General features: G+C 62.3%; 13 protein-coding genes. 4 read left to right on the forward strand and 9 right to left on the reverse strand.

Annotation, left to right across the window (positions count from 1 at the left end):
- Window positions 1-110 precede the first annotated feature (110 nt).
- From ACJJVH_RS12910 to ACJJVH_RS12925, 4 genes are all read right to left on the reverse strand, one after another.
- Window positions 111-1,166, reverse strand: coding sequence for a sugar phosphate isomerase/epimerase family protein (locus ACJJVH_RS12910; protein WP_113356224.1), 1,056 nt, complete (start codon window positions 1,164-1,166; stop codon window positions 111-113).
- 259 nt (window positions 1,167-1,425) lie between these two features.
- Window positions 1,426-2,376, reverse strand: a complete 951-nt coding sequence (locus tag ACJJVH_RS12915) for a substrate-binding domain-containing protein (protein ID WP_113356223.1) — start codon at window positions 2,374-2,376, stop codon at window positions 1,426-1,428.
- A 63-nt stretch (window positions 2,377-2,439) separates the two neighbouring features.
- On the reverse strand, window positions 2,440-3,453 hold the full coding sequence (locus tag ACJJVH_RS12920) for an ABC transporter permease (protein WP_112800539.1): 1,014 nt from the start codon (window positions 3,451-3,453) through the stop codon (window positions 2,440-2,442).
- Between the two features lie 60 nt (window positions 3,454-3,513).
- Window positions 3,514-5,037 (reverse strand): sugar ABC transporter ATP-binding protein, encoded by a 1,524-nt coding sequence (locus tag ACJJVH_RS12925; RefSeq protein ID WP_113356222.1) that lies wholly within the window; start codon window positions 5,035-5,037, stop codon window positions 3,514-3,516.
- A 166-nt stretch (window positions 5,038-5,203) separates the two neighbouring features.
- Between ACJJVH_RS12925 and ACJJVH_RS12930 the strand changes: the two genes are divergently transcribed.
- Entirely contained in the window at window positions 5,204-6,229 is a 1,026-nt protein-coding gene (locus tag ACJJVH_RS12930; RefSeq protein ID WP_112800537.1) for a LacI family DNA-binding transcriptional regulator, read from the forward strand.
- Between the two features lie 12 nt (window positions 6,230-6,241).
- Window positions 6,242-6,598, forward strand: coding sequence for a VOC family protein (locus ACJJVH_RS12935; RefSeq protein ID WP_412064098.1), 357 nt, complete (start codon window positions 6,242-6,244; stop codon window positions 6,596-6,598).
- A 39-nt stretch (window positions 6,599-6,637) separates the two neighbouring features.
- On the opposite strand, the gene xylA is transcribed toward ACJJVH_RS12935, so the two are convergent.
- From xylA to ACJJVH_RS12960, 5 genes are all read right to left on the reverse strand, one after another.
- Window positions 6,638-7,948: a xylose isomerase gene (xylA, locus tag ACJJVH_RS12940; protein WP_412064099.1), complete on the reverse strand. Its 1,311-nt coding sequence runs from the start codon at window positions 7,946-7,948 to the stop codon at window positions 6,638-6,640.
- A 160-nt stretch (window positions 7,949-8,108) separates the two neighbouring features.
- The gene (gene xylB, locus ACJJVH_RS12945) at window positions 8,109-9,566 is read right to left on the reverse strand and encodes a xylulokinase (protein WP_412064100.1); all 1,458 of its coding nucleotides are present in this window, start codon (window positions 9,564-9,566) and stop codon (window positions 8,109-8,111) included.
- A gap of 37 nt (window positions 9,567-9,603) precedes the next feature.
- Complete coding sequence (locus tag ACJJVH_RS12950; RefSeq protein WP_412064101.1) at window positions 9,604-10,629, reverse strand: LacI family DNA-binding transcriptional regulator; 1,026 nt, start codon at window positions 10,627-10,629, stop codon at window positions 9,604-9,606.
- A 147-nt stretch (window positions 10,630-10,776) separates the two neighbouring features.
- Entirely contained in the window at window positions 10,777-12,387 is a 1,611-nt protein-coding gene (locus ACJJVH_RS12955) for a DHA2 family efflux MFS transporter permease subunit (RefSeq protein ID WP_412064102.1), read from the reverse strand.
- A gap of 26 nt (window positions 12,388-12,413) precedes the next feature.
- Window positions 12,414-13,634, reverse strand: coding sequence for an HlyD family secretion protein (locus tag ACJJVH_RS12960; protein WP_112800525.1), 1,221 nt, complete (start codon window positions 13,632-13,634; stop codon window positions 12,414-12,416).
- Window positions 13,635-13,798: 164 nt separating this feature from the next.
- On the opposite strand from ACJJVH_RS12960, the gene ACJJVH_RS12965 reads away from it, so the two are divergent.
- Window positions 13,799-14,485: a TetR/AcrR family transcriptional regulator gene (locus ACJJVH_RS12965; RefSeq protein WP_112800848.1), complete on the forward strand. Its 687-nt coding sequence runs from the start codon at window positions 13,799-13,801 to the stop codon at window positions 14,483-14,485.
- A 108-nt stretch (window positions 14,486-14,593) separates the two neighbouring features.
- Window positions 14,594-15,433, forward strand: a complete 840-nt coding sequence (locus tag ACJJVH_RS12970; protein ID WP_412064103.1) for an AraC family transcriptional regulator — start codon at window positions 14,594-14,596, stop codon at window positions 15,431-15,433.
- Window positions 15,434-15,435 lie beyond the last annotated feature (2 nt).

Genomic DNA, 15,435 nt, shown 5'->3' on the forward strand with positions numbered 1-15,435 from the left:
ACTTCAGCGGACACAGCCCTTCGCTTACCGCTCAAGGCACTCGTCGCGACGCTCCTCGTCCCCCTCATCTGTCCTTCGGACATCTTCTCCCCGCTGGGGAGAAGAGGAAATTACGACAGGCCCAACATTCTCTTATTGGCCGCCTGGTCCGTGCCGCTGCCGGCAAAATCGTCGAAGGCCTTTTCCGTCACGCGGATGATGTGCGCCTTGACGAATTCGGAGCCCTCGCGAGCGCCGTCCTCGGGATGCTTCAGCGCGCATTCCCATTCGACCACAGCCCAGCCGTCGAAATCGTTCGCCGTCATCTTCGAGAAGACGGCGCCGAAATCGACCTGGCCATCGCCGAGCGACCGGAAGCGGCCGGCGCGCTCGACCCAGCCCTGATAGCCGCCATAGACGCCTTGGCGCCCGGTCGGATTGAACTCCGCATCCTTGACGTGGAACATCTTGATGCGGTCCTTGTAGATGTCGATGTTCTCGAGATAATCGAGGCACTGCAGCACGTAGTGCGAGGGGTCGTAGAGCATGTTGGCGCGCGGGTGGTTCTTCACGCGCTCCAGGAACATCTCGAAGGTGATGCCGTCATGCAGGTCTTCGCCGGGATGGATCTCGTAGCAGATGTCGACGCCGTTTTCATCGGCATGGTTGAGGATCGGCGTCCAGCGGCGAGCCAGCTCCTCGAACGCGGTCTCGACGAGGCCGGCCGGACGCTGCGGCCAGGGATAGACGAACGGCCAGGCAAGCGCACCGGAAAAGGTCGCATGCGCCTTGATACCGAGATGCTTGGAAGCGGTCAGCGCCATCTTCACCTGCTCGACGGCCCATTCCTGCCGCGCCTTCGGGTTGCCGCGCACTTCCGGCGCAGCAAAGCCGTCGAAGGCTTCGTCATAGGCCGGATGCACGGCGACGAGCTGGCCCTGAAGGTGGGTGGAAAGCTCGGTGACCTCGACGCCGTTGGCGCGGGCGACACCGGCGAATTCGTCGCAATAATCTTTGGAAGAAGCGGCCTTCTTCAGGTCGATGAGCTGGCCTGCCCAGGTCGGAACCTGCACGCCGACATAACCGGCGTCGGCAGCCCATTTCGTGATCGAATCCCACGAGTTGAACGGCGCCGCGTCACCGGCGAACTGGCCAAGAAACAGGCCCGGACCCTTGATCGTCTTCATCAGTAATTCCTCCCTAATCGCGTTCTGTAAACGTTTCCGATGCCTTTCGGACCCAAATCCGAGGCGGCCGGAACGCCGTGACCTCAAAAACTATAGGGTCTTCAGGATGAAAGTCGAATGCCTTGCGACCTAATCACGGCCGACCGTCCACGGCAAGAGGTACGTGCCGCAAAAATTATCACAGAGTCGATGACGAGGCGGCAACTGCATAAAAAACGCCCGCCGGAACCCGGCGGGCGCATCTGTCCGGACCAGCCGGTCAGAACGGTGAATCGGCGAAATAGAAGTCCTTGGCATTGTCCTTCGTGACGAGCGTCGCATCGAGGATGTAATTGCCGCGAACCGGGACCTGATCGTAGAAGTTGGCCGCCGTCAGCTCCATAGCCGTGCCGACCATTGCCGGCGGATAGAGCACGTCGACCGGGATCAGCTTGTCGCCGTCCATGACCTTCTTGATCATGTCCTTCGAGCCGGCGCCGGCGACGACATACTTGATGTCGGTGCGCTTGGCCTGGTCGATCGCCTGCAGAACGCCGACGGCCATGTCGTCATCCTGGCACCAGACGACGTCGATCTTCGGGAACTTGGTCAGGTAGTCCTGCATCACCTTGAAGGCGTCGTCGCGGTTCCAGTTGCCGTACTGGCGGTCGAGAATCTTGACGTTCGAGCCGGCAATGCCCTTGTCGAAGCCGTCCTGGCGCTGCTGATCGATCGGGATCGGCAAGCCGCGGATGATGACGACCTGAGCGTCCGGGTCGTTCTTCTTGATGTACTCGCCAGCGGTCTGGCCAAGCGCCGGATTGTTGCCGGCGACGTAGAGGTCACGGACGGAATCGTCGTTGTTGCTCGGCGCACGGTCGACCAGCGTCACGAACTTGCCCTTGTCCTTGACTTCCTTGATGGCGTTGACGAGCGGGTCCGGGTCCGAAGGCAGGATCACGAGAGCATCGATGCCCTGGGTCTCGAGATCCTGCACCGCGTTCGCCTGGCTCGCAGCGTCGGGCGAGGTCTTGACGATGACGTTGAGGCCCGGATGCTCCGCCATCAGCAGCTTGGCGACGCGCTCGGCATGGAACACCACACCCGAGGTCCAGCCATGGTCGGCGGCTGGAATGGAAACGCCGATCGTCACCTTCTTGTCTTCGGCATGTACCGTGCCGGCCAGAGCCGCAAGCACGACGGCAACGCCCGCCAATAGTCTTTTGCGCATTTTATCCTCCCACATGAAAACAGGGCCTTGTCCTGATGACCGGGCGCCCCCTGACCCGGTTATTCACGATTTGCGCACCAGCGAGCGCTGAACGAGCATGGCGATGATGATGATCGCGCCCTGGATGGCGCCGATCAGATACTCGCTGATGAAATTGGAAAGCAGCATGATATTGCCGACAAGCTCCAGGATGAAGGCGCCGCAGATCGTGCCCCACACCCTGCCCGCGCCGCCTTTGAGCGCCGTGCCGCCGACGACGACGGCGGTGATCGCCTGAAGCTCCCAGAGAATGCCGGTCGTTGCCGAGGTCGAGCCGAGACGCGGCACGTAGAGAAGCACGGCGATGGCGACACAGAGGCCCTGGATGACGAAGGCGATGGTGCGGACGCGGTTGACCGCAATGCCGGAATAACGCGCGACATCGCTGTTCGAGCCGACGGCGACGACATGCCGTCCGTAACGGGTGCGGTAAAGAATGAAGGCCGCAACGCCGGTGACGGCAAGGATGACGATGATCGGAACCGGCACCCCGAAGATGGAGCCGAAGTAGGCAGGGCGATAGAGCGCCTGCAGCTCCTGCGAGCGCAGCGTGATCGCGCCGCCCTGCGACAACCAGGTCGTCAGCCCGCGATAGACACCCATCGTACCCAGCGTCGCGATGAAAGGCTCGATCTTGCCCACGGTTGTAATCAGGCCGTTCGCCAGCCCGCAGAGCGCGCCCGCAACGATCCCGAACGCCACGGCTGCCGCCAGCATTAGAGTGGGATCGGCAATAATGCCGGAATTCATCAGCAGGATCATCAGGCTCGCCACGAAGGCGACCATCGAGCCCACGGACAGATCGAGATCCCCCGCCGAGATCACGAACGTCGCGCCGACCGCGATGATGGCGATGAAGGCGCTTCTTGTCGCGACATTCGCAAGATTGGTGATGCCGATGAAGTTCGGGTTGACCAGCGCACCCACGATCAGGAGCAGCACCAGCGCCGCAAACGGTGCAACGGCCCTGAGATCGACATCCCGCCAGGACCGTCCACGCCGGCTCGTCTTGCCGCTGCCGTCTTCGCCCACGCTCATAACCAAAACCAACCTCCCGTCCCATAATCGCTGGGAATTCGCCCTGCTCGTTGCCGCCCTTCAGGCAGCGGTCTTTTTCTTCAGGCCCGCCGCATAACGCATGATTTCCTGCTCGGAGATTTCGTCGCCTTCGAGCACGCCGACAATCCGCCCCTCGCGCATGACAGCGATCCGAGTGCAAAGCCCGATGACCTCGGGCATTTCCGAGGAGACCACGATGATCGAATGGCCGTCCCGCGCCAGCGCCGAAATGAAATGATAGATCTGCTGCTTGGTACCGACATCGATGCCGCGCGTCGGCTCGTCGATGATGATGATCTGCGGCTCGGTTTCCATGACCTTCGCCAGAAGCAGCTTCTGCTGATTGCCGCCGGACATGCGGCCGGCAACGATATTCCCGTCACGAACCCGGATGTCGAAACGACGGCGTGCCCGCGCCAGCGCATTGGCCTCGCTGGAGGCGCTGAGATAACCGAACTTCCCGTGTCGATCGAGAGACTGAAGGGTCAGGTTGACGGCCATGCCCGAATTCAGGAGCAGCCCCTTCGACTTGCGATCCTTGGTCATATAGGCAAGCCCGGCGTCGATGGCCGCGTGCACGTCGTGCGGCGGCACCGTCCGGCCATTGGCGACGACCTCGCCGGAGGCACGCGCGCGCAGGCCGACGATCGCCTCCATCAGCTCCGTCCGGCCCGAGCCGATCATGCCGGAAAAGCCCAGTATCTCGCCCTTGCGCAGCTCGAAGCTCGCATCGCGGACATAGCCGGTCGAAAGGGAGCCGACGCTCAGCACGACCTTTTCGTCGACATCCGGCTCGTTCTTGGCGGGGTAAAGGCTGGAGAGTTCACGCCCGACCATGAGCTGCGCAATCGATTCGCCGTCAAGCAGCGCCGTTGGCGACGTCTTCACCCATTGGCCGTCGCGCAGCACCGTCACCCGATCCGTCAGCTCCATGACCTCATCGAGCTTGTGGGAGACGAAGACGAAGCTCGTGCCCTGGTCGCGCAGTTTGCGCACCTGCTTGAACAGGAAATTGGTCTCCTCGCGCGAGAGCACGGCCGTCGGCTCGTCCATGAAGACGATGCGGGCATCGCGGCTGATCGCCTTGGCGATTTCCACCATCTGCTTGTCGGCGATGGAAAGCGAGCTGATGAGCGCATTTTCATCGACATGCGAGCCGAGGAGATCGAGCACGCGCCGCGTTTCCGCGCGCATATGCTTGCGGTCGAGCACGCCGAAACGGGTAACTTCGCGCCCGAGAAACAGGCTCTCGGTGACGGTCAGATGTTCCGCAAGATTGAATTCCTGATGGATGATGACGATGCCGAGCGCTTCGGCCGCACCGTTCGGCGGCAGCTTCACCGGCTTGCCGTCCAGCAGGATTTCGCCTGAGGTCGGCTGCTCGAAGCCGGACAGAACCTTGACGAGCGTCGACTTGCCGGCGCCGTTCTCACCCATGAGCGCATGGATTTCGCCGGCCTTGAGATCGAAGTTGACGCTGAATAGAACCTGCACGCCGTTGAAGGACTTGGATATCCCTCTCGCAGACAGCACCACCGCACCGTCGACGGCTTCCGAACTCATTGCATCCTCCCTGCGGCTCCACCCGCTTTCCATCGTATGTAAACCTTTACATACATCGTGTAAAGGTTTACATCATGGGATGTCGCACAATTTTCCGCGGTTACCTTTGACCTACACGGAAGTCTGTGTAGTCTCCGCTCCCAGACGAGACCCAAGGCAGAGCGCAGTGTCGAATTCCACGCCCGCAACTATCGAAGACGTCGCCCGAATTGCCAATGTTTCGATCGCAACGGTTTCGCGGGCAATCCACACGCCGGAGAAGGTCGCCAATTCGACGCGGCTGAAGGTCAACCAGGCCATTGCGGTCACCGGCTACACGACCAACGCCATGGCGCGCAGCCTCAGGCTCGGCCGCTCCAACATGATTCTGGTGGTTGCACCCGATATCGGCGACCCCAATTTTTCCAATATTCTCATCGGCCTGGAAAACGAAGCGCGGTCGCACGGCTATGGCGTCCTCATCGGCCACACGCAGAACGATGCGCAGCGTGGTCTGGAATACCTGAAATTCCTGAACTCCAACCAGGCGGCGGGGCTGATTCTGTTCACCGGTATCCTGCCCTTCGGGCACCAGACGATGACGGCCCGGCTGCCGCCGAGCGTCGGCGTCTTCGAGCCGGTCTTCAATGGCGGCATTCCCTATGTCGGCGTCGACGATGTCGCCGGCGCGCGCAAGGCCGTCGATCTTCTGATTGCCGAAGGCCACCGCAAGATCGCCTTCGTCGGTGATTCCCGCACCCGGCTTGCCTACAGCCGGCGTCGCATGGGCTATGAAGCCGGGCTGGATGCGGCCGGCATCGGCCCCGAATTGCGCACCGTGCTCGAAGGCGACGGCACCATCGAAAGCGGCCGGCTTGCCGTGGAGCAGCTCTTCATGCGCGACACGCTGCCGACAGCCTTCATGTGCGTCAACGACCAGACCGCCATCGGCGTGATGATCGCCCTGAAGACCCGCGGCTACGACATCCCCGAGGATTTCTCGGTGACCGGCTTCGACGACGTGCCGCAGGCCGTTTTCATGACGCCGTCGCTGACGACGATCCGGCAGCCGCGCACCGCCATCGGCAAGCACGCCATGGCGCTGCTGCTGGAGCTGCTTTCGGACGGACAGCCGGCCGAAACGGAAATCCTGCTGCGACCGGACCTCGTGGTGCGCAACTCCGTTGCGGCGCCGGCACGCCTCCGGCGTTAGGGACGCGTAGCAATGCCGCTCGGCAGGATCATCCTTTATGTCCGCGATGTCGAAACGACGATCAGTTTTTACGAGAGGCATTTCGGGTTTAAGCCGCATCGGCAGGATGGCGATCGGATCGTCGAGCTGCTGGCATCGGATGGCGGCGCAAATCTGCTGATTCATCCGACGGGCAAGGCGCAGAAAATGGGCCAGGTACTGGTAAAACTGGTCTTCGACGTCGAGCATGTCGAAGCTTTCCGCGCGAAATGCGCCGAAGAAGGATTGGAATTCGGCCCCATACATCAAGCCGATGGCTATGTCTTCGCCAACGCCAAGGACCCATCGGGAAATTCCATAGCGATTTCCAGCCGAGCCTTCCGGCTTTAGCTCGGGAGGCGATGAAGCACCGCCTCCCGACCGCATCGATCAAACGTAGCGATTGACGATGTTTTCCAGGAGTTCCTGCTTGCCGGACTTCGGCTGCGGGTTGATGTCCTTGGTTTCGACCCACTGGGCGATCTGGTCGAGCGAGTATTCGCCGCGCAGCAGCTTCTGGCCCTCGGCCGAATCCCAGCCGGCGTAGCGGTCTGCGAGCGGTTGGGAGAGCGCCTTGTCCTCGATCATCTTGGCGGCAGCCTTCAGGCCGCGGGCGCAGCAATCCATGCCGCCGATGTGACCGATGAGCAGGTCTTCCGGGTCGAGCGACTGGCGGCGCAGCTTGGCGTCGAAGTTCGTGCCGCCGCTCTTGAAGCCGCCGCCTGCCAGAACCTGGTAGTAGGCCAGCGTCATTTCCGGAACGTTGTTCGGGAACTGATCGGTATCCCAGCCGGACTGGTAGTCGTTGCGGTTCATGTCGATCGAGCCGAAGATGCCGAGCGCGTTGGCAAGCGCCAGCTCATGCTCGAAGGAATGGCCGGCGAGGATCGCATGGCCCTGCTCGATATTGAGCTTCACTTCGTTTTCGAGGCCGTACTTCTTCAGGAAGCCGTAGACGGTCGCGACGTCGTAGTCATACTGATGCTTGGTCGGCTCCTGCGGCTTCGGCTCGATCAGGATCGTGCCCTTGAAGCCGATCTTGTGCTTGTACTCGACGACAAGGTTGAGGAAGCGACCCATCTGGTCCAGTTCGCGCTTCAGGTCGGTGTTGAGTAGGGTCTCGTAGCCCTCGCGGCCGCCCCAGAGCACATAGTTTTCGCCACCGAGCTTGTGGGTGGCGTCCATGCAGGTCTTTACCGTCGCAGCCGAGAAGGCGAAGACGTCCGGATCGGGGTTGGTCGCAGCACCCGACATGAAGCGGCGGTTGGAGAAGAGGTTCGCCGTGCCCCACAGCAGCTTTACGCCCGTTTCGGCCTGCTTCTGGGCGAAGTAATCGACGATCTCGTTGAGGTTCCTGGTGTTCTCGGCAAAATTCTTGCCTTCCGGACGCACGTCGGCATCGTGGAAGCAGTAGTAGGGCGCGCCGAGCAGGGTGAAGAATTCGAAGGCGACGTCGGCCTTGAGCTTGGCGGCTTCCATCGTCTCATGGAACCAGGGGCGAAGGAAGGTCTGGCCGCCAAAAGGATCGCCGCCCGGCCAGGTGAAGGTGTGCCAATAGGCGACGGCGAAACGCAGATGGTCTTCCATGCGCTTGCCGGCAACGACTTCGTCCTTGTTGTAATAGCGGAAGGCCAGCGGGTTGGTGCTGTCGGGGCCTTCGTATTTTACCTTGCTGATGTCACCAAAAAATCCGGTGCTCATATCTTGTCTCCTTGGGTTTGGTATTTTCGTATTGTTGTTCGCGCTTGTGACGCCCCCTCATCCGACCCTTCGGGCCACCTTCTCCCCGAGAGGAGAAGGTATGGGCGACTGCAAGCTCGGTATCACCCTCTCCCCTCGGGGAGAGGGCAGGGTGAGGGGGTCAGGCCGCACTCAGCGGCTTGATCGCCGGATAGACCGCCCGGTAGCGCTTGTAGGCATCCGCATAGGCATCCGTCAGCGACGCCACGGGATCGATGGTGCCGGCCGTCTGCGGCGGGGTGCAGACCGCGACGGGATCGGCGCCGGTGGCGGCAATCAGGCCGAGACGCGCAGCGCCGAAGGCCGCGCCGAAATCGCCGTCCGCCGGCAGATCGACAGGCACGCCGAGCGCGGTGGCGATCGAGGCCAGCCAGTAGCGGGACCGCGAGCCGCCACCGATGGCGGTGACGCGGGCGATATCCGTGCCGGCCGAGCGCAACGCTTCCAGATTGTCGCGAATGGCGAAGGCGACGCCTTCGAGCACGGCTTGCGTCAGCACGACGCGGCCGCTTTCGTGACCGAGGCCGATGAAGGCGCCGCGGATCGTCGCGTCATTGTGCGGCGTGCGCTCGCCCGAGAGATAGGGAAGGAAAGTGACGCTCGTCGGCGCCTTCAGCGTCTCGCCAAGCTCGGCGGTGAGTTCGGCGGCGGATTTGCCCGTCACATTCGAGTGCCAGTTCAGCGCATCGGTTGCCGACAGGATGACGCCCATCTGGTGCCAGGTGTTCGGCAGCGCGTGGCAGAAGGCATGCACGGCGCTTTCCGGCTTCGGCAGATAGGAGCCATTGGCGGCGAAAAGTACGCCCGACGTGCCGAGCGATACGAAGGCCGCGCCGTCGCGCACCGTGCCCATGCCGCAGGCCGAGGCCGCATTGTCCCCTGCCCCGCCGGCGACGACGGCATCTCCATCGATACCCCATTTCGAGGCGAGTTCGCCGCGCAGCTTGCCGGCGACTTCGGTGCCCTCGACCAGCGTCGGCATCTGCTTCTCATCGAGGTTCGTCGCGGCCAGCAGCTCGGAAGACCATTTGCGCTTGCCGGTATCGAGCCAGGACGTACCGGCGGAATCAGACATTTCCGACATGTGCTCGCCCGTCAGCCAGAGGCGCAGATAATCCTTCGGCAGCAATACCCAGCGCACCTTGGCGAAAATCTCCGGCTCGTGCCTGGCGACCCAGGCAAGCTTCGGCGCGGTAAAGCCCGGGAAGACGATATTGCCGGTCAGCGCGCGAAAACGCGGATCGGTATCGAGCGCGGCGGCCTCCTGGTGGCTGCGCGTGTCGTTCCACAGAATGCAGGGACGCAGCACCTTGTCATCGGCATCGAGCAGCGTCGCGCCATGCATCTGGCCGGAAAGGCCGATGCCGCGCACGGCCGCCAGTTCCTTCGGATGCGCCGCCTTCAGCCCGGCAACGGCTTCTTCGGTCGCGCGGATCCAGTGGGCCGGATCCTGCTCCGACCAGCCGGGATGCGGACGCGACACATCGAGCCCGCCATTGGCGGAGCCGATGATCTTCTGATTGCCGTCGATCAGCATCGCTTTGACGCCGGACGTTCCGAGATCGAGACCCAAATACATCAGATGTTACTCCCTATGCTCTGCCGCACTCGAATGCTCAGGGCAGATTGTCCTTCAAGAAAATGTCGAGACGGATGCGTTCCTGATCGGCGATGACGGCCTGGCCGTCGGCCTTTGCCTTCATGACGCGGATGGCGCTGCGCACTTCATGGCCGGCATCCTGATTGAGAACGGCATCGACCGTGCCGTCCACCAGCGCCGCCCGCGTATGCCGCGTCAGCTCATGGACGACAACCGTCAGTTCGCGCTCGGGCCTGACGGCCTTCAGCGCCGCGATCAGACCCCTGTTGCCGGCACCGAGGCTGTAGATGCCGATGATGTCGCGATTTTCGGAAAGCGCCTTGGAAACCAGCGACCTGGTCCGCTCCGGATCGTCGCGTCCTTCCAGCACGAGCAGCAGCCGCAGGCCGGGAAATTCCTCCGCCATCACGGCCGAGAAGCCCTGCAGGCGCTCGCGGTGGTCGCGCACCAGCATCGAGCCGGCGAGAACAGTGATATCGCCTTTGCGGCCGCCGAGGAAGCGCCCAAGCAGCCGGGCGGCGGTGCGGCCGGCAGCGATGTTGTCGATGCCGGCATAGTGATGACGGGCGGAATCGGTGAGGTCCGAGACCAGCGTGACGACAGGGATGCGCTCGGACACCAGACGGTCGACGGCGGCGCGTACCTCCGGCGCATCGGTCGCCACCAGGGCGACGCCGGAAATATCCTGCCCCCGCAAGGCGTCAAGGGCGGCAACCAAAGCCGGCACGTCGAAAGCCGGCACTTCCACGATGCGGATTTCCGTGCGCTCTATGCCTGCCCGCAAGGTCGCCTGATGCACCTCGGAGCGAAGCCCGTGCATGAAGGAATTGTCGCCCGTCGGCACGATGAAAACGAGGGGATAGACGCGGCCCTTGGCCAGATTGGCGGCGGCGACATCGCGGATATAGCCGATCTCGCGTATGGCTGCCTCGACCTTCTCCCGCGTCACCATCCGCACGCCCGGCCGCTGGTTCAGCACGCGGTCGACGGTGGCGAGGCTAACGCCCGCCGCGGCGGCAATATCATGCACGGTCGGTCTCATCGGCTCCTCCTGCGGACACCCTTACCGCCATTTTTGATGTACGTAAATCAAAAATTTCCCGCAGCCGGATTTTCCATCCGGCACCACGAACAAAAAAAGGCCCCTCAAGAAGAGGGGCCATGCCTTGGGAGCATATTGAGAACCTGATCAGTGGCCGCCGCCACCGCCTCCGCCGCCCGGCACACTCGGCTTGCTCAGCATGAGAACACCGAGAATCATTGCCAGGAACAGCACGGTCAGCATCAGGAAGATGTCGCCGAAGGACATGACGATCGCCTGCTGCGTCGCCATGTTGACCATCTGTTTCAAGGCGGCCTGGTCGCCATCCAGACCAGCGGCATTGAAGCTGGCGGCCATGTTGTTCAACTGCGTCACGGCAGCCTGGCTGCCCCAATGGATATGGTCGCGCAGGTTGAAATAATGCTGGTCCTGCCTGTTCGTCAGCAGCGTGTTGATGATCGCAAGACCGACGGCGCCGCCGAGGTTGCGCGTCAGGTTGAACAAGCCGGAGGCGCCGCGCATGCGGGCGGGCGGCATGGTCCCGAGCGCGATGTTGTTGATCGGCACCATGCACAGCATCAGGCCGAAGCCGCGCAGAATCTGCGGGATCAGCAGTTCCCAGAAATCCCAATCCACCGTCAGGTGCATCATGATGTAGGTGCCGGCCGAGAAGCTGGTGAACCCGATGATCATCAGGATGCGCAGGTCCACCCTGCTCGCCAGGAAACCGGCAAGCGGCGCCGTGAAGAACATGGTCAGGCCGGACACGAACATCGTCTCGCCGATCTGCAGCGAATCGTAACCGCGGATGCGCGCCAGATAGAGCGGATAGATATAGGTCAGGCCGTAGAGGCCGATACCCATGACGAAGGAGAACATCGACCCGAAGGAGAAGTTCTTGTTCGTGAAGGCCCTCAGATCGACCACGGGAAATTCCACCGTGAAGGCGCGGTAGAAGAAGACGATCGCTCCGATGACGGAGGCAATGGCACCGAAGACGATATAATTGTCGTTGAACCAGTCGTTGGTATTGCCTTCCTCGAGCACATATTCCAGCGCGCCGAGGAAAACGCCCATCGAAATCAGGCCCCACCAGTCGAATTTCTTCATCAGCGACAGCTCGGGCTTGTCGAAATCGATGAAGTTCCAGGTGACGATGGCAACGACGATGCCAGGCGGAATGTTGACGAGGAACAGCCAGTGCCAGGAAAAGGCGTTGGACAGATATCCGCCGACCGTCGGGCCGATGGTCGGCGCGAGCGTGGCGATCAGACCGATGATCGGCGAGACGACGTTGCGCTTGGACGGCGGGAAGATCGTGAATGCCGCCGCGAAGACCGAGGGGATCATGCCGCCGCCGATGAAGCCCTGCAGGGCGCGGTAGATGATCATCTGGTCGATGTTGGTGGCGGTCGCGGCAAGCGCGCTCGCCGCGGTGAAGCCGGCGGCGGAGATGGCGAACAGATAGCGCGTGGAAATGATGCGCGCCAGCGTTCCCGATAGCGGGATCATGATGACTTCGGCGATCAGATAGGCCGTCTGGACCCAGCCGATCTCATCCGAGCCGGCGCTGAGGCCGGCCTGGATTTCGCTGAGCGACGCCGAAACGATCTGGATGTCGAGAATCGACATGAACATGCCGAGCACCATCGCCAGGAAGGCGATGAGCTTTCGCGGCTCGATATGATCGGCCGCGGCTGGCGCGGCGGGGCCGGCCGCGCGCGGAGGCGACCCGGCTGTAGTGCTGGCGGACGACATGGCGCGTCTCTCCCGAGCTTGATCGCTTACTTGTCCGGTGCCGTGCGGGTATCGACGTCGACGACGACGCTGAGGCCTGCGCGCAGACGACCGGTATTGAGCGCGTCCTGCGGCAATGCGATGCGGACGGGCACGCGCTGGATGATCTTGGTGAAGTTGCCCGTCGCGTTTTCCGGCGGCAGGAGCGAGAAGACCGAGCCGGAAGCCGGCGAGATCGATTCGACGGTGCCGACGATCGGATGGTCGCTATAGGCATCGACCTGGATATTGACCTTGGAGCCGGGAACCAGATGCTGGATCTGCGTTTCCTTGAAGTTGGCATCGATATAGAGCTGCCGGATCGGCACGATCGCCATCAGCTTCTGGCCGGGAGAGACGAGATCGCCCTCCTGCACCGAACGATTGCCGACGATACCGTCGTAAGGCGCCTTCAACACGGTGAAGGACAGGTCGCGGGCGGCCTTGTCACGAGCGGCCTCAAGCCCCTTGATCGTGCTTTCGGCCTGCCGGCGCTGGGCCTGCAGCAGGTTGATATTGGCTTGCGCCGAGGCGATGGCGGCATCGCCGCCGACCAGGTTGGCCTTGGCCTGGTCGAGCGCGATGTTGGCGCTATCCAAGGCGGCCGTGGTGCCGACCGACTTGGCTTGCAGTTCGGCAGCGCGCGTCTGGGTGATCTGGGCGCCGCGGACCGTGGCCTCCAGGGCAACCTTCTGCGCCTGCGACTGCGCAAGAGCGGCCTGGCCGGCGGCGATCTGTGCATCGATGGTGTGCAGGGAAAGCTGTTCGGTGTCGAGAGAGGCCTGGGCCTGGTCCAATGCCAGCCTGTAGTCGCCGTCGTCCAGCGTGGCGAGCACATCGCCGGCCTTGACCTGCTGGTTGGCAACGACATTCACCTTGGCGACATAGCCCGTGACCTTCGGCGAGATCGTCGCGATGTCGCCTTCGATATAGGCGTCGTCGGTGGAGACCATGAACCGACCGTTCGTCCACCAGTCATAGCCGTACCAGCCGCCGGCTGCGAGCGCCGCGACGAGGATGATGGGGAAAGCCAGGCTGCGCCGCTTCTTTTCCGGCGGCGGTGGGGCCGCAGGGGCCGGAGATGCTGACGCAGCCTGGGCGGGGGCGGGGTTGCCACGCGTCTCGGCTACAGGAGCATCGGCAGACGCTTCCGCTTCCGGAGCTTCCGCTTCGGCATCAGCGGGCTCGTTCACGATGCGCGCTACATTGTTTCCATGACTTGACGACATTGCCCTACCACCGAAATCTGGGTAAAATAAATCGAACCGAACGGTTCAGTTCAATTGACATAGAGCCTTTTTCACTCCATATCAAGAGATATCGAACCGGGTGGTTCGATTTATTTGGCGAATCTGTTTTAAGATTCGGAAAAAACGATCGAGTGAAGGAGACGATGAAACACGAATCGCAAAATGCCGCTGTGTTGAACGCGCCCGCGCCAGGTTCCGGTGGACGTTGGGCGGCGGGCGAGGATCCGGTCAAGCGACATCAGATTCTCGAAGGCGCCAAGCGTGTCTTTATGAAGATGGGTTTCGATGCGGCGAGCATGAACGATGTCACCCGCGAGGCGGGCGTCTCCAAGGGCACTCTTTACGTTTACTTCGCCAACAAGGAAGATTTGTTTGCGGCCATTGTAAACAGCGAACGCGCCCATTTCGTCGAAGCCGTGCGGGCCACTCTCGCCGACGATGTCGATATCGAGCCCGGTCTTCACGAGTTCGGCAAGGTATTTGCGACACATCTCACATCGGAAAAGACCATCAGCGCCATGCGGACGGTCATCGGCGTGCGCGAGCGCATGCCTTCTCTCTGTCAGCGCTTCTTTACCGGCCCGGACAATCTGCGCACCGTGTTGCGCGGCTATCTTCAGCGCAAAGCCGAGGCGGGTTGCGTCAAAATCGAGGACCTGGACTTGGCCGCGCGCCAGTTTCTCGAGATGGCAAGCGGCGGCTACTTCAAATACCGGCTGTTCGGCGATATGGAAGCGCCCCCTTCGATAGAGGAAATCGATTATGTCGTGCGCGGCGCCGTACGCGTCTTCCTCGCGGCTTACGGCATCGATCGCCGGGATCGGGACTGACGATTTCCCCGACTGCCGGCGGCGGAGCCTCTCCCAACTCCGCAACGGCGATCAAGCGCCGCCGCCCCCAGGCTTCTATGACTGGTCCGGCAATCAGGGGAGTGAAGCATGAGCGCGATCGGCAGGGCGATATGGTTTATCGAAAGCCATTTTGCATCCGGCATTTCGCTGGACGAAATTGCCGAGACGGCCGGGCTGTCGCGCTTTCATCTCTCGCGCGTCTTCGGCATGACCACCGGCCATTCGATCAGCGGCTATATCCGAAGCCGCCGCCTCAGCGAGGCGGCTCTTGCGCTGGCGGGCGGCTCTGCCACCATTCTCCAGGTTGCCCTCGATGCCGGCTACGGCTCGCACGAGGCTTTCACCCGTGCCTTCCGCGAGCAATTCGGCCTGACGCCGGAAAGCTTGCGCAAGCAAGGGCACGCTCGCAACCTCGCGTTACAGGGACCGATCAGAATGGACGACACCCGCCTTCCCAAGCTCGACCCGCCGCGCTTCGAGACCCATCCCGCGATGCTGCTCGCCGGCTTCGCGGAGACCTATGCCTATGACGCCACGCAGGCGATCCCCTCGCTCTGGCAAAGGTTCAATCAGCATTTCGGCCACATCCCGGGCCAGATCGGCAATGTCGCCTACGGCGTCTGCACCCAGATCGAGGCAAACAGCGAAGCCTTCCGCTATATGTCGGCCACCGAAGTCGCCGGCGCCGACGACCTTCCCGAAGGTTTCGTAACCGCGAGACTGCCGCAGCAGCGCTACGCAATATTCACCCATCGCGGCCATATCTCCGGCATCTCCGCCACGACACACCGGATCTTCGGCGAATGGCTCCCGCAATCGGGCCATCTGCACGGCGTCAACCCCGACATGATGGAACGTTACGACGAGCGCTTCGATCCACGCACCGGCATGGGCGTGACGGAGATATGGCTCCCCCTGAAAGCCTGAGA

The organism is Rhizobium sp. SYY.PMSO, assembly GCF_046840415.1.
Taxonomy (GTDB): domain Bacteria; phylum Pseudomonadota; class Alphaproteobacteria; order Rhizobiales; family Rhizobiaceae; genus Rhizobium.